The sequence below is a fragment of the Olivibacter sp. SDN3 genome (genome assembly GCF_014334135.1).
In the GTDB taxonomy this organism is placed as follows: domain Bacteria; phylum Bacteroidota; class Bacteroidia; order Sphingobacteriales; family Sphingobacteriaceae; genus Olivibacter.
Map to the genome: position 1 here is coordinate 5,663,703 of NZ_CP060497.1, position 17,748 is coordinate 5,681,450.

Sequence of the window (17,748 nt, forward strand, 5' to 3'; positions counted from 1 at the left end):
AGTGGCCACGACTTCGACATTCTTACATTGATAAACATGAGCAAACTATGATTTTACTCGACCAAAAAGCCCTCAAAGACTGCATCAGGGATGCCGTAAGGGAGGAACTGCACCTTTTCATTACAGACGTCAAGAAGACGGCTGACAATCCACAGAAACCACAGACAGCAAAACTGTTGACCAAAAAGGAAATGGCGGACGAACTGGATATTTCACTTGTGAGCCTGACCGAATGGATGAAGCAGGGACGTATTCCGTACAGACGTATGGGAAAACGCATTTACTTCAACAAAGAAGACGTTATGGCGTCCATGACGAACTTCAACCATAACAGGGGAGGTAAATGATGATGCCGTTCAAGCAGGAGACCGTTGAGGCGTTCGACCGCTCTCTGGTCAGGATTACAGATAAATTTTTAGAGCCACCCATCATGATAAAGATATGCAGTTCGGATTCCGTCATCGGAACACTTGGGAATTTCAGTGCCTCTACGGGAAAGGCAAAGAGCAGAAAGACATTCAACGTCATTTCATTGATCGCATCGGCATTGAGTGGAAAGCAGATATTACAGTACAGGGTGGACGTGCCACGCAACCGCCCCATGGTACTGTACTGCGATACCGAGCAAGGGAAATACCATTGCCACAGGCTTCTTTCAAGAGTGTATAAGCTCATAGGCTATCCAACGACCGAAGTCCACGAGAACCTGAATTTTATCGCTCTGCGGGAGTACCCTACCAAAGAGCGTATCAACATCATCGAATACGCACTTTTCAAGTACGCAGGCAAGATCGGACTGGTCGTCATTGACGGCATCCGTGACCTTGTCTTTGACATCAACAATGCCACCGAGGCCACCGAAATAACGGGTAAGCTCATGAAATGGTCACAGGAACTCAATGTACATATCCACGTTGTCCTGCACCTCAACAAAGGCGATGACAATACACGGGGGCATCTGGGAACGGAGATCAACAACAAGGCAGAAACTGTCCTACAGATAAGCAAAAACGATCTGGACGCAAATTACAGCATCGTATCGCCGAAGTTTATCCGTGACATCGAATTTGAGCCGTTCGCATTCTATATCGAGGACGGCTTGCCCCGACTGGAAGAGAGTCTGGAAATGGCAATCCCCAAAGCAAGGAAAGGCTTCGATTATCAGGAACTGTCCGCCGATAATCACCGTGAGGTGTTACAGACGTTGTTCACTGGCGGAGAAATAACGTGTAGTTACGGCGACTTCGTGAGCAGGCTACAGGAGGGCTATTTGGCACATGGGTTCAATTTCGGGACGAACAAGGCAAAACAGCTAAAGACGTTCCTTGAAAACAAAAGGATGATTGTAAAGAACGACAAGACCTATCGGTTCAACCCCAAATTTTATTACTGAAAAACAGGTTTAGTTTAGTCTGCCCCTATATATAGATAGACTAAACTAAACCTCTCTAAAAATCAAGAATATGACATGTGAAGAATTAAAGCGAATACCGCTCATATCCATATTACAGCATTTACAGATTCCGTGCGCCAAGATGAACAGCAGGGAAGCATGGTTTAAGAACCCCTTTAACGGAGGGGATGAACGGACGGCATCGACAAAGGTGGACGTACATCGAAATATTTGGTACTCCCATTCCGAGGGTATCGGTGGGAACAACATTGATTTCCTGATGAAGTTCTTAGGCACGTCCGAACTTGCTAAAGTCTTGGAGTGGGCTGATGAAAGAAAAAATATCCTTTCTTTTCAACAGCAGACCGTTCTGGATAGTCAGCACGCCGTACAGACAGAAAAAGATACAGGCTACACCATATTGTCCGTAAAACCGCTTGAAAACAAAGCATTGCTTGGCTACCTGTCCAATGAGCGTAAGATTGACCCCGATATTGCCAGGGCTTTCTGCAAGGAAATCTATTACCGGACGGCAAATGGGCAGACGTATTTTGCCGTATGCTCTGCCAATGATTCGGGAGGGTTTGAACTGCGCAACCCCTATGACAAACGGTCGTTAATGACAAAGGACATCACCACCGTAGACAACGGAAGCGACAGGGTTATGCTGTTCGAGGGATTTATGGACTGGCTTTCTTTTTTGACCCTAAGGAAGATTGCAGACCGACCGTTTCCACGTACAGATTATTGCATACTGAACACCACCGCCCATCTGAAAAGGTCATTCCCTTTTTTGGAACGGCACAAAACTATCGTCAGCTATCTGGACACGGACGGGTCGGGAACAAAGGCATACAGGGATTTGGAAATCCGCTTTGGAAAAACCCACGTTCTCAAAAACGGAATACAGGAACTACAGCGCAGGAACAGTCTGATAAAAGACGTAAATGATTATCTGGTACAGGGTCTATCCGACACCAAAATCGAAAATCGCCATACTGGCAGAAAACTATCGAATAGGTAGGAAGCAAGGTTGTGTTTTGGTGACCCCAAAACCTATTCGCTCCCGATGGTCACAGCTAAAAGCAACAATAAAATGAAAGACACCAAGAACAAAGGCGGAAGACCCGCAATAGAAAATAAAAAGAAGTTCAGGATCAACGTCCGTTTCGATGAAACGGAACATAAAAGGGTTTGGAGTTGCTACCTTTAAAGCGAGACAGATTTAGATAGTAATTTTAAATTTGTAGAAATGCATAGAAAATTTGATGATTCGTTTAAGACCATGGCGGTCGATTTGAGCGTTGTTAAGGGGTCTGTAGCCGATGTAGCTAAGGAATTAGACATAGACCCCAGTTTGCTCAGTAAGTGGCGTAGAAACCCACGTTATAATGGGAATAAAGTTTTACCTGACAATCCTAAAATTAGCCCAGAGGAACAGGAGTTGAGAATTTTGCGTAAAAAATTAAGAGAAACAGAATTAGAGCGTGATATATTAAAAAAGGCCATAGCCATCTTCTCCAGGGGAGACGGTCCATATACCGGTTCATAAAGGCGAACCGAGAGGTATATTCCGTAGAGAAGATGTGCGAAGTATTGAACGTTAGTAGCAGTTGTTTTTATCGTTGGCTGATTTCTCCGGAGTCCCCTAGTGAACAGCGAAGTAAAGCACTTCTGGATAAAATACAGCAGGTACACAGTGACAGTAAGTATATCTATGGTAGTCCAAGGATAACTGCAGAGCTGCATAAAAAAGGTGAAATGGTATCAAGAAGCTATGTTGCAAGGTTGATGAAGAAACATGGGATACGAAGTAAGGTCAAGAAAAAATATAGGGTGACCACAGATTCGAGCCATAGCTATGGGATAGCTGAAAATCTCCTCCAAAGAGATTTTTCAGCGGATGCCCTGTCACAGAAATGGGTTGGCGACATTACCTATATCCATACTGACAAAGGGTGGCTTTATCTAACAACAGTCATTGATCTGGCGGACAGAAAAGTCATCGGATGGTCTTTGAGTACTGATATGACCGCTAAAAACACTTCTGTAGAAGCCATCAGGATGGCTATTAAAAACCGGCGTGTCAAAGATGGACTGATCTTCCATTCGGATAGAGGGATCCAATATGCCTGCGATGAATTCAGGGAGGTAATTGTAGAAAACAGGATACTTCAAAGCATGAGCAGAAAAGCGAATTGCTGGGACAATTCAGTTGCTGAGAGCTTTTTCAAGACATTAAAGGCTGAAATGGTCTATCATAGAAAATTCATGGATCAGCAGTCAGCTAAATTGGAGATCTTTGGATACATTGAAGGATTTTATAACACCAAAAGAACACATTCTGCTCTGGGTTATAAGACACCCAGACAGATCGAAGAAATGCTATTGGAAAAAGAAAAAATGGCAGCATAAAAAAGTCTCCTATTTTTAGTTGCAATTCCAACATTACCTCGTAAAAAATGATATCCCATTTGTGCTGGTCGTTTCCGGTAGTAGCGTACTAAAAGAGAATGAGCTAGCCAGCGGCAAATATGATGACCGAAAAAGACAGCACGTTGGTTTCGATCTGATCAATGCCAACGATAAGAACAGTCTTTTCAGAATTAACAGGGAATTACGGAAGGGAAAAAACATATTGGTCTATGTGGACGGAAATACCGGAACAGGTGATGACCTTGCAGGCCGTAACCTCTTATCCATCCCATTCCTTAACCAACAGATCAAGGTAAGGGCCGGAGCAGCTTTTATTTCTTACATCACCAATACCCCGATCTATCCCGTTGTTTCGACACGTCTATGGAGGTTCGTGCCCTGTCTTGACTTTTTCCAACCTATACTGCCGCATAAAGGAATCGATAGGAAGGTATTCGTAGAACAGTCCATTTCACGGATTTATAAATATCTTGAGAAGGCTGTTTACAAAAAGCCTTGGCAATGGGAAGCTTGGCTGCACCTGCATGAGCATGCCGATATTGCCAATCCGATAGCTGAACGGTTATCAGCTCCGGTTAGCACAGAAGGGAAAAAGAAAAGGCTGGTCAGGTTCAATGAAGAGGACTATAGCTTTTTCTGGATAAGAAACCAGTATTTCCTTTTCAGGAAAAGCGATTATCAATGTTTCAGCATTGAACGCTGGTTATATCATCGGCTGGAACAGATCTATAATAATGAATACCCATTTACAGTGCCGTTATTACAGCGGAACAGTATGGGCGATCTGATAAAAAACAAGGTGGTTTTAGAAATCTAAAAGGAAATATGCTATCAATAGGAACAATCTCTGGGCGGAATAACTTTATTTGCACACTTTTTCACGGAAAATGGCCTAATATCTTTATATTGTGGTATGATGAACCCAAAAGCCCGGAAGATATGGCAGCTTATTTCCGTAAACACCCCCTGTTGTTCAATATTATCTGTTGGATGATCTATGCGCAGTTTGTATATGTCTATAATCTACCAAAAATCAGCTATGTCGACTATGGTCATATACTTTTTCTCTGCTTTCTGTATTCGATTATTTTTTACTGTAATTTCTTTCTCCTTAAATTCATAGAGAGCAGGAAGATAAACCTTGTGACAGCCCTTCTATTGATAATCGCTACTTTTTTTATTCTAGCGGCACTGGGTTATGTATTCATCTATGGGATACTTCCCCTATTTGGGGTTAAAATCTACTATGAGCATGTGCCGTTTAACCTTGGCCTGTACCTACGTAATATTCTTTCGCCCTATATCAAATACGGGAGCTACGCCATTATTTTATATTTTGTGCTCAAAAGATTTGCCGATCTTGCTTATAAGCGTCGGATGGAGAAAGCACATTACGAAATAGAGCGGGAAAAATTCGAATATGAACAGGCTTTTTTAAGAGCACAGGTCAACCCGCATTTTCTTCATAATTCCCTTAATTTTATCTATACAGAAGCACTTAAACTGTCCAAATCTTTGGCCGATAGCATCTACCTACTTTCGATGATGATGCGTTACTCGCTGGACAATGCGGTCAAAGGCAAACAATTGGTGCCCGTGCATAAAGAGCTGGAATATTTGGACATCTATCTAGAAATCAATAGAAGACGTTTCGGAAAAGGGAAAAGTATCTTAGTCGAATTTGAAGGGGATCGCTATCTCCATTCAATACCTCCTTTGTCCTTTATTACACTTGTGGAAAATGCCTTCAAGTATGGCGATCTCTCTGATCCAATGTTTCCCTTGCAAATCAAGATTGTAATCAACCGTGACAAGATTTATTTCTATAGCTCCAATAAAAGAAAAGCGAGTGCAACATTGGATACTTCGGGCAATCATATTGGTCTGAAGAATATAGAACGGAGGCTTAAGGGCGCTTTTGAGAAAAAGGCAAGGTTAATACGCACAGAAGATGAAGAGATCTATACCGTTGAGCTGTTTATTGACTTTTCCATTGATACAAAAGAGATACCATGATAAATTGTATAGCAATTGACGATGAACCTGCCGCACTGGAGCAAATTTCCCATTACCTGAAACGGGTGGAGGGCTTCCGTTTAATAGGAACATCGACAAGGCCGCTTGAAGGTTTACAGATGATCCAAAAACTAAATGTTAAGGTCGTGTTCCTTGATATGGAAATGGACGAAATGACAGGCACTGATCTTATGCGCAAGCTTGATCCTTCCGTCAAAGTGGTAGTCTGTACCGCTTACTCTGAATTTGCGATCGAGAGCATTGAGCTTGATGCGGTGGATTACCTGTTAAAGCCAATGCAGTTTGACCGTTTTGCAAAAGCCGTGGAAAAATTACGGGAAAGGATATTGCAGAGAACATTGGAGCTACCCCCCGTTAAAAACGATTACATCTTTGTACAGATTGAACACAAAGGAAAACTGAAGAAAATAGATTTCAGTGATATCATTTACGTTAAAGCAAGAGGAAATGATGTGGCATTCCAGACCCATGATGAATTTGTACTCTCATCCATGCGTATGGACGATGTTGAATCCGAATTACGCCTGATTGATGGCTTTATACGGATACACCGATCATATATCGTATCCATAAAAATGATTGACCTGATCGATGAAGGCATGGTCAAACTAAAAGACAATACAGCACTGACCATTGGGAAAACATATAGAGATTATGTTCTTAAGACATTTTATCCACATTAATCGTTAACATAGATGTATGCCAGATCGAACCGGATTGCCTGCCCCGATGACCTTCACCAGCTTATTGACGAAATGTTGGTATCAGAAAATTTTACATCCTATAAAGAGGCATTAAAACAATATTTCTCCTGTCTGGAAACAACTATTGCAAACACGATTCTCCACGAGCCGTTCAGTGGGCATACATTGATCGGCAAGTACCAATTACGTACAACAGGTATATTGCGGGAATGGTGGAACAAACTTGAACGGGAAAAGTCAAAAAGGAAAAAAATCAGCTATCAGGATAACTATAGAGTAGCTGTCTATTACTACGCACTGAACCAGGGGATACATTTTCTGGAAGGACTTTTTCAGTACTACCCCGATTATTTTCTGATGTATAGCCCAATACCCTCCTTTATTCCTTATTTCAGGTCGAAAACCCTTCTAAACAATTTACAGGCATTAATGGAAAATATGCGGGAAAACCGTGTCGATAGGAACCTGATTACCATACTGGAAAACTATTTTTCCGGATTTTCAGATAATACCATGATCCATTATTTCAGGTGGTATCATTGGCATTACGCCCTTAAACTTACCACGGAATTTCCTGCACGCCTCTCTTATCTTGCCTATTCGGGACGCTACGAACAGGAGCTTATTGAACAGCTTGTATCGCTTAATTTCAACTATACCCCCTTCTGTCATTTTCTTAAAGAGAAAATGTCGAAGGCTATTGAAAATTTAGATGATGAGTATAAAAAGGAAGAACAATGGTTATTATACCAGAACCAGCTATACCTGATACCTGAGACAAAAATGCAGGCTGCCGACAACCTGATACCTCCCATCAAAGCACAGCTTTTAAAGTATACCAAACGTAGGCGTAAAGAGCTTGGCAAACGGAGGAAATTGTGGTCTAAATTTCCGGTAGGGGCAATAGATGCGGGTACAGGCCGATATCATTTTCAGGTTTCCCTTACAGAAAGACAGCTTCTTTTCTTCTTCCGTGTACTCTTGGAAATGAAAATATTGGTCGTTGGCACCAAGAAGATGTTGCTCGCTTTTATTGCCGAATTTATCGGAACGCCAAATAGGGAGCACTTATCACTACATAGTCTATTGAGCAAAGACACGGTCCCTTCTCAGAATGTAATCAATAAAGTAAAACAGACTTTAACGTCTATGCTTGCCTATATTAATTCCAAGTATCCCTGATCAGGGATTCATTCTGTAAAGCATCCCTAGCTTTTTCAGGTAAACCAACAGTTCATCAAACCATTCATCATTGATCTTCGGATGCCCTGCAACCTTTTTTAGTCCGGCATTGAAAATATCTTCCATTGTCAGCCATCCGATTTTATCGCACACTTTAATAAAACCGTTGCTTAAGGGATGCTGGTTTAAAGGAACGGTTTCCAAACCTGTAATATTTTCCTGTTCAGACAACTTCTTCATTTGCATAAATATAGAAAATATTTGCCACTTATTAAGGGGAACTTACTAATGGTAACATATAAATATGCTTATGGTTTATTTTGTTTACATGTCGCAAAAAGAAATATTACCATCAGAAGATGAAGATTTAAGAAAATTGGGAGAAAGGATAAAGAAACTTCGCATTGAAGCGGGGTACGCCAATTATGAAAAATTTGCCAATGCGAAAGATCTAGCACGCTCCCAGTACGGTCGCTATGAGGCAGGCGAAAATCTACAGTATAAAAGCCTTTTGAAAGTTCTGAAAGCACTCAATGTTAGCCTCAAAGAGTTTTTCAGCGAAGGGTTTGATTGATTTTTTCTCACTTTTTCTCATTTTTTCACCACCCAAGATGTAACCAAAAGCTAGAAAAACACCACGTAATGGCACGGGTAGCTTTTTGTCAACCACCTTCACCACTTTATTCCCAACCTCAAAATATGTGTATTTGTAACGTACCAAAAAACGTTGCTTATGATACTCGAATTTGCAGATGATCTCTATCGGGAGCTTTTTGAAGAACTCGAATTGATCGAACAGGAGCCAATAACCAGTAAACTGGAAATTTCAAAAAAACTTAAGGTAGCTCGATCCTACCTGATTAAACTGAAAGACAAAGCGATAGCCCAATCATTCAAGGACGAGCAGGAGGAAATAACCTTCTTCAAGACAAAAAAGCCGCTGTTTGTAAGCCATATGCTTTACCTTTTGGTAAGGCAGAGAATGGAACTCACCAAGCCCGAAACCACAGCAGAACAAATCAAAAAGTACTACCGCTATGGCCTTAAAGGGATAGAGAAGTTTTACACGGACAATCGTGAACTATACACCTATTACCGTTCGGGCGCTGACCATTTGGACAGATTGCTGTTCATGCGTTATGTTAATGAACCGCCATCATGGTTATGCCCCGCAAGGGTTGACCATGACGAACGTTTCTCCACCCCAGCGGATTACCTCATAGCCAAGATAATCTCCAATGAGCACCTGATCCGCTATCTCCAAATGCTTGTTTCGGAAAAAGATGGAAACATGGAAACAGAAACCGCTGCCGATATAACCTGGACAGGGGAAAGCATCAACTTGCTTGAAACGGCCTATGGGTGGTACTGTACAGGGCAGATCAACAATGGGCAGGCAGGGATCGGCAAAATCGTACGTAAACTGGAAACAGTGTTCAACGTAAAAATAGGCCGTCCGTACAGGAGATTTGCCGAAATCAAACAGCGCAAAAGGCTAAGCCGTACAAAGTTCATGGACGAAATGAGTAAAGCGATTGTGAAAAAGCTGGACGATGAAGACGAATACCGCCCTGATACCCAAAATAGAAATGACTAAAAAACAGGTGCTTACACTTTTATTTTCAGGTAGTACCCAATTGGTTGTCAAACAAAAAAACGCACTCTTTGAAACTTTGCTTTCGTAAACACTGCACAATGTCGTGCAGTGATAAAGCAAAGTTTTATGTTAAAACACATCACATGGCAACAGTTCCTACTTGCCGCAACGCTACTCACATTTTTATGGTATGTGGCTGTAATGCTTCTCCTTTACAGAAAAGAACTGAAAAATTTCCTGACAGGTAAAAAGAACATCGCTGAACGGAACGCAGAACCACCGCCTAACCAAACGGAGGAGGCTGTTCTTCCGGAGGAGAATGGAAACCTAGAGCAAGACCTGATGGGTAAGGCTAAACTTCCCGAAGGAATTAGCATTATGGGAATGGATGAGCTAAGGTTTAAGGGCAAAGATGACGATAAGGATAGACAGTTTGGCAATATTCCCGACCTATTGGAAGAGATGAAACAGGTTTTCCAGATTGGAGTTGCTACCTTTAAAGCGAGACAGATTTAGATAGTAATTTTAAATTTGTAGAAATGCATAGAAAATTTGATGATTCGTTTAAGACCATGGCGGTCGATTTGAGCGTTGTTAAGGGGTCTGTAGCCGATGTAGCTAAGGAATTAGACATAGACCCCAGTTTGCTCAGTAAGTGGCGTAGAAACCCACGTTATAATGGGAATAAAGTTTTACCTGACAATCCTAAAATTAGCCCAGAGGAACAGGAGTTGAGAATTTTGCGTAAAAAATTAAGAGAAACAGAATTAGAGCGTGATATATTAAAAAAGGCCATAGCCATCTTCTCCAGGGGAGACGGTCCATATACCGGTTCATAAAGGCGAACCGAGAGGTATATTCCGTAGAGAAGATGTGCGAAGTATTGAACGTTAGTAGCAGTTGTTTTTATCGTTGGCTGATTTCTCCGGAGTCCCCTAGTGAACAGCGAAGTAAAGCACTTCTGGATAAAATACAGCAGGTACACAGTGACAGTAAGTATATCTATGGTAGTCCAAGGATAACTGCAGAGCTGCATAAAAAAGGTGAAATGGTATCAAGAAGCTATGTTGCAAGGTTGATGAAGAAACATGGGATACGAAGTAAGGTCAAGAAAAAATATAGGGTGACCACAGATTCGAGCCATAGTATGGGATAGCTGAAAATCTCCTCCAAAGAGATTTTTCAGCGGATGCCCTGTCACAGAAATGGGTTGGCGACATTACCTATATCCATACTGACAAAGGGTGGCTTTATCTAACAACAGTCATTGATCTGGCGGACAGAAAAGTCATCGGATGGTCTTTGAGTACTGATATGACCGCTAAAAACACTTCTGTAGAAGCCATCAGGATGGCTATTAAAAACCGGCGTGTCAAAGATGGACTGATCTTCCATTCGGATAGAGGGATCCAATATGCCTGCGATGAATTCAGGGAGGTAATTGTAGAAAACAGGATACTTCAAAGCATGAGCAGAAAAGCGAATTGCTGGGACAATTCAGTTGCTGAGAGCTTTTTCAAGACATTAAAGGCTGAAATGGTCTATCATAGAAAATTCATGGATCAGCAGTCAGCTAAATTGGAGATCTTTGGATACATTGAAGGATTTTATAACACCAAAAGAACACATTCTGCTCTGGGTTATAAGACACCCAGACAGATCGAAGAAATGCTATTGGAAAAAGAAAAAATGGCAGCATAAAAAAGTCTCCTATTTTTAGTTGCAATTCCAGATCCTTAGAGACGAAGAAGGTACAAAAGCAGATTTCCTTGATCTTTTGGAAAATTTTAAGCCCGCTCTGAAAGAAATACGTACAGCTACCAATCAGGAATCCATCAACGAGTTTATTGTCAAACAGGTGCCCTATACGCTCTCTGCCGGAGAACTCGAAAGTATATGGAAATAAGACCTATTTCAGCAAACTATTAAAATCCGCAAAACATGAACAGATCACATATCAATCCAAAAAAACAGGCTTTTGCCAAAGCGCTCCTTTACAGCTTTGTTTTCGCTTCCTATAATTTTCTTATCTCCTTAAAGCTCTTCGCACAGGATGGAGATGCGGGTATACAGGCAGCAACCGATCAAATACGGGGCTATTTTGGTCTAGGCTGCAATTTAATGTATGCCATTGGCGCTGTGGTCGGAATCATAGGTGCCATCAAGGTTTTTAATAAGTGGAACGCCGGAGAACCGGACACCAATAAAGTAGCCGCCAGTTGGTTTGGAAGCTGTATTTTTCTGGTTATTGTGGCCACCGTGCTGCAATCGTTTTTTGGCGTTTAGGAGGATCGGGACCATGAGCAGCATCTATTCTATCAATAAAGGTGTATCGCAACCGATCGTATTCAAGGGATTGAAGGCACAGTATATTGCCTATCTCGCTGTCGGGCTGGTAGCGCTCCTTATACTTTTCGCTATACTTTATGTGATAGGCATAAGCGTATTCATTGTACTTCCGCTTATCCTTTTGCTAGGTACAGGACTTTTTTTTCTCATTTTTCACCTAAGTGACCGCTTCGGTACAGATGGTTTGATGAAGTTCCTCGCTAAAAGAAGATTGCCCTCCTCGATACGGTTCCGTTCACGGAATCTATTCACCTCGCTCAATGCCACAACACATTCCATTAACCCTCAAATCAAAAAAAGATGATAGCCGAAGCAACCGATATATTACCCATTTACAAAGTCGAACGCAACTGCATCTTAAGCAGGCAAGGGGATATTACCCTTGCCTATGAACTGGAACTTCCCGAAATATTTACGCTTTCGCAAAGGGACTATGATGCATACCATCAGGCTTGGATAAAAGCCATTAAGGTATTACAAAACCATACCGTACTGCATAAACAGGATTGGTATATACAGACAGCCTATAAGGCCAGCTTTGAAAAAACGGAAAACAAGTTCCTAGCGAGATCGAGCGAGCAGTTTTTCAATGAGCGGCCATATTTGGATCACAAGTGTTATCTTTTTATTACCAAAAAGCCGAAAGATAGAAAGACGTCCACATCTGCCTACAGCAACATTTTGCGAAGATCACTTGTTCCCGCACAGACCATCGATGAAAGGCTGTTCAGAAATTTTACAGGCAGTGCTGGGCAGTTTGAAAGTATCCTGAAAGATAGCGGTTTCGTTGATCTGAAACGGATGGGAAATGACGAGCTTGCGGGAACATCTGTGACGGCAGGTATCATAGAACGTTATTGCTTTCTCCTTACCAAAGGAGAGCAGCCCATGATCAGGGATATTAATCTACAAAATGGACTGGAAATTGGCGATAAACATTGTGAAATGTACACGTTGGCCGATCCGGAAAACCTTCCGGCCATGTGCGGCAGCAGGATAAATTATGAGAAATACAGTACAGACCGTAGCAAATTCAGTGTAGGGTTTGCCAGTCCGCTGGGACAACTTCTCAATTGCAACCACATCTATAACCAATATGTGATTATTGAAGATGGACAACGGACAATCAAGGAACTGGAATCCAAAAAACTCCGACTGCAATCACTTTCTCTCTACAGTAGGGAAAATGCCATAGCAAAGGATGCCGTAAACGATTTTCTCAATGAAGCCATATCACAACAGCGCACACCGCTAAAGGCACATTTCAATGTGTTGGCATGGTCGGAAGACACGGTTAAAAGCAGGGAGATCAAAAACCTTGTAGGATCGGCAATGGCGCAGATGGACTGTGTTGCCAAGCAGGAAACGGACGGTATGGCACAAATCTGGTATGCAGGTATGCCGGGTGCGGGGGCAGACTTTCCCATCAACGATACTTGGGATACGTTTGCGGAACAGGCCACTTGCTTTTTCAATCTGGAAACCAGTTACAGGGACAGCATCAGTCCTTTCGGTATCCGGTTGGGCGATCGTTTAAGCGGAAGGCCGGTGCATGTAGATATCAGTGACGAACCCATGAGGCGAGGATGGATAACGAACAGATCGAAATTCATCTGTGGGCCCAGCGGAAGTGGAAAATCTTTCCTTACCAACCATTTAATGCGTTCCTATTATGAACAGGGTGTGGAATTGCAACTAAAAATAGGAGACTTTTTTATGCTGCCATTTTTTCTTTTTCCAATAGCATTTCTTCGATCTGTCTGGGTGTCTTATAACCCAGAGCAGAATGTGTTCTTTTGGTGTTATAAAATCCTTCAATGTATCCAAAGATCTCCAATTTAGCTGACTGCTGATCCATGAATTTTCTATGATAGACCATTTCAGCCTTTAATGTCTTGAAAAAGCTCTCAGCAACTGAATTGTCCCAGCAATTCGCTTTTCTGCTCATGCTTTGAAGTATCCTGTTTTCTACAATTACCTCCCTGAATTCATCGCAGGCATATTGGATCCCTCTATCCGAATGGAAGATCAGTCCATCTTTGACACGCCGGTTTTTAATAGCCATCCTGATGGCTTCTACAGAAGTGTTTTTAGCGGTCATATCAGTACTCAAAGACCATCCGATGACTTTTCTGTCCGCCAGATCAATGACTGTTGTTAGATAAAGCCACCCTTTGTCAGTATGGATATAGGTAATGTCGCCAACCCATTTCTGTGACAGGGCATCCGCTGAAAAATCTCTTTGGAGGAGATTTTCAGCTATCCCATAGCTATGGCTCGAATCTGTGGTCACCCTATATTTTTTTTGACCTTACTTCGTATCCCATGTTTCTTCATCAACCTTGCAACATAGCTTCTTGATACCATTTCACCTTTTTTATGCAGCTCTGCAGTTATCCTTGGACTACCATAGATATACTTACTGTCACTGTGTACCTGCTGTATTTTATCCAGAAGTGCTTTACTTCGCTGTTCACTAGGGGACTCCGGAGAAATCAGCCAACGATAAAAACAACTGCTACTAACGTTCAATACTTCGCACATCTTCTCTACGGAATATACCTCTCGGTTCGCCTTTATGAACCGGTATATGGACCGTCTCCCCTGGAGAAGATGGCTATGGCCTTTTTTAATATATCACGCTCTAATTCTGTTTCTCTTAATTTTTTACGCAAAATTCTCAACTCCTGTTCCTCTGGGCTAATTTTAGGATTGTCAGGTAAAACTTTATTCCCATTATAACGTGGGTTTCTACGCCACTTACTGAGCAAACTGGGGTCTATGTCTAATTCCTTAGCTACATCGGCTACAGACCCCTTAACAACGCTCAAATCGACCGCCATGGTCTTAAACGAATCATCAAATTTTCTATGCATTTCTACAAATTTAAAATTACTATCTAAATCTGTCTCGCTTTAAAGGTAGCAACTCCAGTGCCCATATAATTATTGTCGATATCGGGCACTCTTACAAAGGTCTGTGCGAGCTGGTTGGAGGATATTATTTCACTTATTCAGACGAAAACCCTATTCGTTTCAATCCTTTCTATCTTGCTCAAGGCGATACACTGGATACCGAAAAAAAAGAAAGCATCAAAACGCTGCTTCTTACCCTATGGAAAAAGGATGATGAGCCTTATAAACGTTCAGAATACATAGCCGTTTCCAATGCCCTGACCCTGTATTACAGATACCTTGATAAAAACACTGATGTATTTCCCTGCTTCAATTCCTTTTATGAGTTTCTGTTATCCGAGTACCGGGATGTTTTGAAAAGTGCGGAAGTTAAAGAAAAGGATTTCGATATCGGGAGTTTTCTGTACGTCCTTAAATCTTATTACAAAGATGGCGAGTATGACTATCTGCTGAACGGTAGTGAGCATCTTGATCTGTTGAACCAGCGCTTCATAATACTGGAACTGGACGCAGTGAAAGACCATCCAATTCTTTTTCCCGTCATTACGTTGGTCACGATGGAAATGATCATTTCCAAAATGCGGAAACTTCCGGGAATAAGAAAAGTGGTGCTATTGGAAGAGGCATGGAAAGCAATCGCAAAGGAATCTATGGCCGAACACGTCCGTTATCTCTGGAAAACTATGAGAAAGTTTTACGGAGAACCCATTGTCGTGACGCAGGAGTTAGACGATATTATATCCTCGCCCATCGTTAAAAATGCCATTATCAACAACAGCGATACCAAGATACTACTGGATCAGTCCAAATATCAGAACAAATTCGACCAGGTACAGGATTTATTGGGATTAACAGACAAAGAGAAAGACCTTGTGCTTTCCATAAACAAGGCAAATGATCCCAACCTGAAATATAAAGAGGTCTTCATATCGCTGGGCGGTCACCACAGTAAGGTTTACCGCACGGAAGTAAGTCCGAAGGAATACCTGACCTATACGACAGAAGCGAGTGAAAAATTAATGGTACAGGAATATGCCATGCGGTACGGCAGCATGCAAAAGGGAATTGAGATGCTTGCCCAAGAACAGAAAAACCAATCATAACAGATCTTTAAAGGCCATGAAAATGATAAGAGGAATAACCCGAACGATCAACAAAATAAAAAAGGTTATGAAAAAATACATGATTATACTCCCGATAAGTGCCACAACGTTGTTTGTCGGCCTTCCCACAGGAGCCAGCGCACAGATCGCCATAGCGGAAGTGATACGAACCGGAGTGAAAAGGGTCATTAAGGCGGTTGACTTAAGAGTCCAAAGGCTACAGAATGAGACGATATGGTTGCAGAACGCGCAGAAAACCCTTGAAAACCAATTGTCGAAACTCAAACTGGGAGAAATAGCAGATTGGACAGAAAAACAGAAAGAGCTTTACAGCAAATACTATCAGGAATTGTGGGAGATCAAATCGGCTATCACCTATTACAGGCGTATGAAGGAACTCACCACTAAGCAAATCGAGTTGGTAGACGAATACAAATGGGCATGGAACCTATTCAAAAAGGACAAACATTTTACCATTGAAGAACTGGATTTTATGGAAAAGGTCTACAAAGGCATATTGGAGGAAAGCCTAAAGAATGCCGATGAACTTTTGCTGGTAGTAGGCAGCTTCAAAACACAGATGTCGGATGCGGCACGATTGGAAATGATCAATAATGCGGCAGACAGGATAGACGGCAATGTTACCGACCTGAAAAAATTCAATCACGAGAACATCCAGCTAAGCATCCAAAGGGCACAGTCAATAGATGAGGCGGTTACTTTAAAAGAAATTTATGGAATCGAGAATTAGCCTGTTATGGGTGTTTGTCATGTTTTCCCTGTTCACCGCCAGTGGAGCATATGCACAGAGTTTTGCGGAATTTTTCAGTCAGAAGAAAACGCAGAGAAAATACCTGTTGAGTCAGATTGCGGCCTTACAGGTCTATACAGGTTATGTGAGGGAAGGTTATAACATCGCAAGTTCGGGACTGGAAACCGTCAGGGGATTTACAAATGGCGAATTTAACCTACATAATTCCTTTATCTCTTCACTGAAAAAGGTAAGCCCACAGATCCGGAACCATGTAAAGGTAGCAGAAATCATAGGCTTCCAATTGGCAATAAGCAATTTGTTCAATGCGCTTGAAAAAGATGGCGAAGCGCTCCTAACTATACCCCATAAGGAATATATCAATGCGGTAAACAGCAAGGTAATGGAGGATTGCGGCAAAGACATGGAGGAACTGTTATTGGTCGTTACTTCCGGTAAAGTTGAAATGACCGAAGACCAACGTCTGAAAAGATTGGATAAAATCTATATGTCCATGCGGGACAGATCGGCCTTTACCCAATACTTTGCCAGTGAAGTAAATAGCCTCATTGGACAGAAAAAGGGAGAACTAAAATCAGTTAACCAAATCCAAGATATCTATGAAACGAAATATTAACAGGGGCTGGTATCTGCTATTTGCCATATGCCTATACTTCTATTTTGTGGCATTGCCCATACAGGTATCGGCCCAATCAACAGAAATCCAGCAATTACTGCTCAATGCCGAAAAATTGAACCAGTTCAAGAATATACTTAATGAGATGAAGAAAGGCTATACCATCGTGAGCAATGGTTACGGTACGATAAAAAACATAGCAGAGGGTAATTTTTCGTTGCATGAAGTTTTTATGGACGGTCTGATGCTAGTCAGTCCCGAAGTCAGGAAGTATGGCCGGATCGCTGATATTATTACCTATCAGAACAGGATTATTTCAGAATACAAGTCGGCCTTTGCCCATTACAGGAGTGTGGGTCTATTCAATACAGGCGAAATGGAATATATAAGCAGAGTTTACGGAAAACTATCCGCACAGAGCCTAGATAACCTCGATGACCTACTGACAGTAATCACTTCGTCCAAGTTAAGGATGAGTGATGAAGAACGTTTAAAGGCCATTGACAGAATTTACGCAGATATGCAGGACAAGTTGCTTTTTGTCAGGAATTTCAATGAAAAAGCAGATGTACTGTTATTGCAGAGACAAAGGGAATCAAAAGGAATCAATACCGTCAAACAATACTTCAACATAAACTGAATCT

25 protein-coding genes and 2 pseudogenes are annotated in these 17,748 nt (G+C 41.8%); 23 read left to right on the plus strand and 4 right to left on the minus strand.

Annotated elements, in window-relative coordinates; genetic code table 11:
- The first annotated feature begins 47 nt into the window (after positions 1-47).
- The 9 genes from H8S90_RS23760 (at position 48) to H8S90_RS23800 (ending at position 7,752) form a co-directional block, all read left to right on the plus strand.
- Positions 48-347, plus strand: a complete 300-nt coding sequence (locus tag H8S90_RS23760; RefSeq protein WP_187340260.1) for a helix-turn-helix domain-containing protein — start codon at positions 48-50, stop codon at positions 345-347.
- Positions 344-1,393 carry an AAA family ATPase gene (locus H8S90_RS23765; RefSeq protein WP_255501718.1) on the plus strand — a complete coding sequence of 350 codons (1,050 nt, stop codon included), beginning with the start codon at positions 344-346 and terminating at the stop codon, positions 1,391-1,393. Before H8S90_RS23760 ends, H8S90_RS23765 begins: the two co-directional genes overlap by 4 nt.
- Positions 1,394-1,463: 70 nt before the next feature.
- Positions 1,464-2,417 carry a toprim domain-containing protein gene (locus H8S90_RS23770; protein WP_187340261.1) on the plus strand — a complete coding sequence of 318 codons (954 nt, stop codon included), beginning with the start codon at positions 1,464-1,466 and terminating at the stop codon, positions 2,415-2,417.
- Positions 2,418-2,645: 228 nt separating this feature from the next.
- Complete coding sequence (locus tag H8S90_RS23775) at positions 2,646-2,945, plus strand: transposase (RefSeq protein WP_187340262.1); 300 nt, start codon at positions 2,646-2,648, stop codon at positions 2,943-2,945.
- Positions 2,942-3,808: an IS3 family transposase gene (locus tag H8S90_RS23780; RefSeq protein ID WP_255501947.1), complete on the plus strand. Its 867-nt coding sequence runs from the start codon at positions 2,942-2,944 to the stop codon at positions 3,806-3,808. Before H8S90_RS23775 ends, H8S90_RS23780 begins: the two co-directional genes overlap by 4 nt.
- A 19-nt stretch (positions 3,809-3,827) precedes the next feature.
- Positions 3,828-4,646, plus strand: a complete 819-nt coding sequence (locus tag H8S90_RS23785) for a hypothetical protein (RefSeq protein WP_187340263.1) — start codon at positions 3,828-3,830, stop codon at positions 4,644-4,646.
- A 122-nt stretch (positions 4,647-4,768) separates the two neighbouring features.
- On the plus strand, positions 4,769-5,845 hold the full coding sequence (locus tag H8S90_RS23790) for a sensor histidine kinase (protein WP_222852177.1): 1,077 nt from the start codon (positions 4,769-4,771) through the stop codon (positions 5,843-5,845).
- Positions 5,842-6,549 carry a LytTR family DNA-binding domain-containing protein gene (locus H8S90_RS23795; protein WP_187340265.1) on the plus strand — a complete coding sequence of 236 codons (708 nt, stop codon included), beginning with the start codon at positions 5,842-5,844 and terminating at the stop codon, positions 6,547-6,549. Before H8S90_RS23790 ends, H8S90_RS23795 begins: the two co-directional genes overlap by 4 nt.
- Before the next feature lie 12 nt (positions 6,550-6,561).
- Positions 6,562-7,752, plus strand: coding sequence for a hypothetical protein (locus H8S90_RS23800; protein ID WP_187340266.1), 1,191 nt, complete (start codon positions 6,562-6,564; stop codon positions 7,750-7,752).
- Here the strand turns inward: H8S90_RS23800 and H8S90_RS23805 are convergent, their stop codons facing one another.
- A complete protein-coding gene (locus H8S90_RS23805) occupies positions 7,753-7,992 on the minus strand; it encodes a hypothetical protein (RefSeq protein WP_187340267.1) in 240 nt (79 codons plus the stop codon).
- A gap of 88 nt (positions 7,993-8,080) precedes the next feature.
- Between H8S90_RS23805 and H8S90_RS23810 the strand changes: the two genes are divergently transcribed.
- From H8S90_RS23810 to H8S90_RS23855, 10 genes and pseudogenes are all read left to right on the plus strand, one after another.
- Positions 8,081-8,326, plus strand: a complete 246-nt coding sequence (locus tag H8S90_RS23810) for a helix-turn-helix domain-containing protein (protein ID WP_255501719.1) — start codon at positions 8,081-8,083, stop codon at positions 8,324-8,326.
- Positions 8,327-8,485: 159 nt separating this feature from the next.
- A complete protein-coding gene (locus H8S90_RS23815; protein ID WP_187340269.1) occupies positions 8,486-9,349 on the plus strand; it encodes an RteC domain-containing protein in 864 nt (287 codons plus the stop codon).
- Positions 9,350-9,475: 126 nt separating this feature from the next.
- Positions 9,476-9,865, plus strand: coding sequence for a hypothetical protein (locus H8S90_RS23820; protein WP_187340270.1), 390 nt, complete (start codon positions 9,476-9,478; stop codon positions 9,863-9,865).
- Between the two features lie 23 nt (positions 9,866-9,888).
- The gene (locus H8S90_RS23825; protein ID WP_187340262.1) at positions 9,889-10,188 is read left to right on the plus strand and encodes a transposase; all 300 of its coding nucleotides are present in this window, start codon (positions 9,889-9,891) and stop codon (positions 10,186-10,188) included.
- A gap of 32 nt (positions 10,189-10,220) precedes the next feature.
- Complete coding sequence (locus H8S90_RS23830) at positions 10,221-10,505, plus strand: IS3 family transposase (RefSeq protein ID WP_187340271.1); 285 nt, start codon at positions 10,221-10,223, stop codon at positions 10,503-10,505.
- Between the two features lie 38 nt (positions 10,506-10,543).
- Positions 10,544-11,050, plus strand: a complete 507-nt coding sequence (locus H8S90_RS23835; protein ID WP_255501966.1) for an IS3 family transposase — start codon at positions 10,544-10,546, stop codon at positions 11,048-11,050.
- 19 nt (positions 11,051-11,069) lie between these two features.
- Complete coding sequence (locus H8S90_RS23840) at positions 11,070-11,255, plus strand: hypothetical protein (RefSeq protein ID WP_187340272.1); 186 nt, start codon at positions 11,070-11,072, stop codon at positions 11,253-11,255.
- A gap of 35 nt (positions 11,256-11,290) precedes the next feature.
- Complete coding sequence (locus H8S90_RS23845) at positions 11,291-11,635, plus strand: DUF4134 domain-containing protein (protein WP_187340273.1); 345 nt, start codon at positions 11,291-11,293, stop codon at positions 11,633-11,635.
- 13 nt (positions 11,636-11,648) lie between these two features.
- Entirely contained in the window at positions 11,649-12,002 is a 354-nt protein-coding gene (locus H8S90_RS23850) for a DUF4133 domain-containing protein (RefSeq protein ID WP_187340274.1), read from the plus strand.
- Positions 11,999-13,378: pseudogene (locus H8S90_RS23855) on the plus strand (TraG family conjugative transposon ATPase); the annotation flags it as partial. The gene H8S90_RS23850 and the pseudogene H8S90_RS23855, both read left to right, overlap by 4 nt.
- Positions 13,379-13,412: 34 nt before the next feature.
- Here the strand turns inward: H8S90_RS23855 and H8S90_RS26295 are convergent.
- Genes H8S90_RS26295 through H8S90_RS23865 form a run of 3 tightly spaced genes read right to left on the minus strand, consistent with a single transcriptional unit; the run spans position 13,413 to position 14,574 of the window.
- Positions 13,413-13,991, minus strand: coding sequence for an IS3 family transposase (locus tag H8S90_RS26295; protein ID WP_187342824.1), 579 nt, complete (start codon positions 13,989-13,991; stop codon positions 13,413-13,415).
- Positions 13,988-14,242 carry an IS3 family transposase gene (locus H8S90_RS23860; RefSeq protein ID WP_187340276.1) on the minus strand — a complete coding sequence of 85 codons (255 nt, stop codon included), beginning with the start codon at positions 14,240-14,242 and terminating at the stop codon, positions 13,988-13,990. Before H8S90_RS23860 ends, H8S90_RS26295 begins: the two co-directional genes overlap by 4 nt.
- Before the next feature lie 32 nt (positions 14,243-14,274).
- A complete protein-coding gene (locus H8S90_RS23865; RefSeq protein ID WP_187340262.1) occupies positions 14,275-14,574 on the minus strand; it encodes a transposase in 300 nt (99 codons plus the stop codon).
- Between the two features lie 59 nt (positions 14,575-14,633).
- On the opposite strand from H8S90_RS23865, the pseudogene H8S90_RS23870 reads away from it, so the two are divergent.
- The 4 genes and pseudogenes from H8S90_RS23870 to H8S90_RS23885 all read left to right on the plus strand — a co-directional run.
- Positions 14,634-15,716: pseudogene (locus H8S90_RS23870) on the plus strand (TraG family conjugative transposon ATPase); the annotation flags it as partial.
- Positions 15,717-15,783: 67 nt separating this feature from the next.
- Positions 15,784-16,467, plus strand: a complete 684-nt coding sequence (locus H8S90_RS23875) for a conjugal transfer protein TraI (protein WP_255501720.1) — start codon at positions 15,784-15,786, stop codon at positions 16,465-16,467.
- Positions 16,451-17,104 (plus strand): hypothetical protein, encoded by a 654-nt coding sequence (locus tag H8S90_RS23880; RefSeq protein ID WP_187340278.1) that lies wholly within the window; start codon positions 16,451-16,453, stop codon positions 17,102-17,104. The genes H8S90_RS23875 and H8S90_RS23880 overlap by 17 nt, the downstream gene beginning before the upstream one ends.
- A complete protein-coding gene (locus tag H8S90_RS23885) occupies positions 17,088-17,744 on the plus strand; it encodes a TerB family tellurite resistance protein (protein ID WP_222852178.1) in 657 nt (218 codons plus the stop codon). Before H8S90_RS23880 ends, H8S90_RS23885 begins: the two co-directional genes overlap by 17 nt.
- The last annotated feature ends 4 nt before the right edge of the window (positions 17,745-17,748 follow it).

What these genes read in the sequence shown, in the direction of transcription:
- H8S90_RS23820 (WP_187340270.1), top strand. Translation starts at nt 9,476, where the DNA reads ATGTTAAAACACATCACATGGCAACAGTTCCTACTTGCCGCAACGCTA.
- H8S90_RS23860 (WP_187340276.1), bottom strand. Translation starts at nt 14,242, where the DNA reads ATGTGCGAAGTATTGAACGTTAGTAGCAGTTGTTTTTATCGTTGGCTG.
- H8S90_RS23760 (WP_187340260.1), top strand. Translation starts at nt 48, where the DNA reads ATGATTTTACTCGACCAAAAAGCCCTCAAAGACTGCATCAGGGATGCC.
- H8S90_RS23825 (WP_187340262.1), top strand. Translation starts at nt 9,889, where the DNA reads ATGCATAGAAAATTTGATGATTCGTTTAAGACCATGGCGGTCGATTTG.
- H8S90_RS23845 (WP_187340273.1), top strand. Translation starts at nt 11,291, where the DNA reads ATGAACAGATCACATATCAATCCAAAAAAACAGGCTTTTGCCAAAGCG.
- H8S90_RS23885 (WP_222852178.1), top strand. Translation starts at nt 17,088, where the DNA reads ATGAAACGAAATATTAACAGGGGCTGGTATCTGCTATTTGCCATATGC.
- H8S90_RS23770 (WP_187340261.1), top strand. Translation starts at nt 1,464, where the DNA reads ATGACATGTGAAGAATTAAAGCGAATACCGCTCATATCCATATTACAG.
- H8S90_RS23805 (WP_187340267.1), bottom strand. Translation starts at nt 7,992, where the DNA reads ATGAAGAAGTTGTCTGAACAGGAAAATATTACAGGTTTGGAAACCGTT.
- H8S90_RS23800 (WP_187340266.1), top strand. Translation starts at nt 6,562, where the DNA reads ATGTATGCCAGATCGAACCGGATTGCCTGCCCCGATGACCTTCACCAG.
- H8S90_RS23765 (WP_255501718.1), top strand. Translation starts at nt 344, where the DNA reads ATGATGATGCCGTTCAAGCAGGAGACCGTTGAGGCGTTCGACCGCTCT.
- H8S90_RS23775 (WP_187340262.1), top strand. Translation starts at nt 2,646, where the DNA reads ATGCATAGAAAATTTGATGATTCGTTTAAGACCATGGCGGTCGATTTG.
- H8S90_RS23880 (WP_187340278.1), top strand. Translation starts at nt 16,451, where the DNA reads ATGGAATCGAGAATTAGCCTGTTATGGGTGTTTGTCATGTTTTCCCTG.
- H8S90_RS23850 (WP_187340274.1), top strand. Translation starts at nt 11,649, where the DNA reads ATGAGCAGCATCTATTCTATCAATAAAGGTGTATCGCAACCGATCGTA.
- H8S90_RS23815 (WP_187340269.1), top strand. Translation starts at nt 8,486, where the DNA reads ATGATACTCGAATTTGCAGATGATCTCTATCGGGAGCTTTTTGAAGAA.
- H8S90_RS23830 (WP_187340271.1), top strand. Translation starts at nt 10,221, where the DNA reads ATGTGCGAAGTATTGAACGTTAGTAGCAGTTGTTTTTATCGTTGGCTG.
- H8S90_RS23790 (WP_222852177.1), top strand. Translation starts at nt 4,769, where the DNA reads ATGGCAGCTTATTTCCGTAAACACCCCCTGTTGTTCAATATTATCTGT.
- H8S90_RS23810 (WP_255501719.1), top strand. Translation starts at nt 8,081, where the DNA reads ATGTCGCAAAAAGAAATATTACCATCAGAAGATGAAGATTTAAGAAAA.
- H8S90_RS23875 (WP_255501720.1), top strand. Translation starts at nt 15,784, where the DNA reads ATGAAAAAATACATGATTATACTCCCGATAAGTGCCACAACGTTGTTT.
- H8S90_RS23795 (WP_187340265.1), top strand. Translation starts at nt 5,842, where the DNA reads ATGATAAATTGTATAGCAATTGACGATGAACCTGCCGCACTGGAGCAA.
- H8S90_RS23865 (WP_187340262.1), bottom strand. Translation starts at nt 14,574, where the DNA reads ATGCATAGAAAATTTGATGATTCGTTTAAGACCATGGCGGTCGATTTG.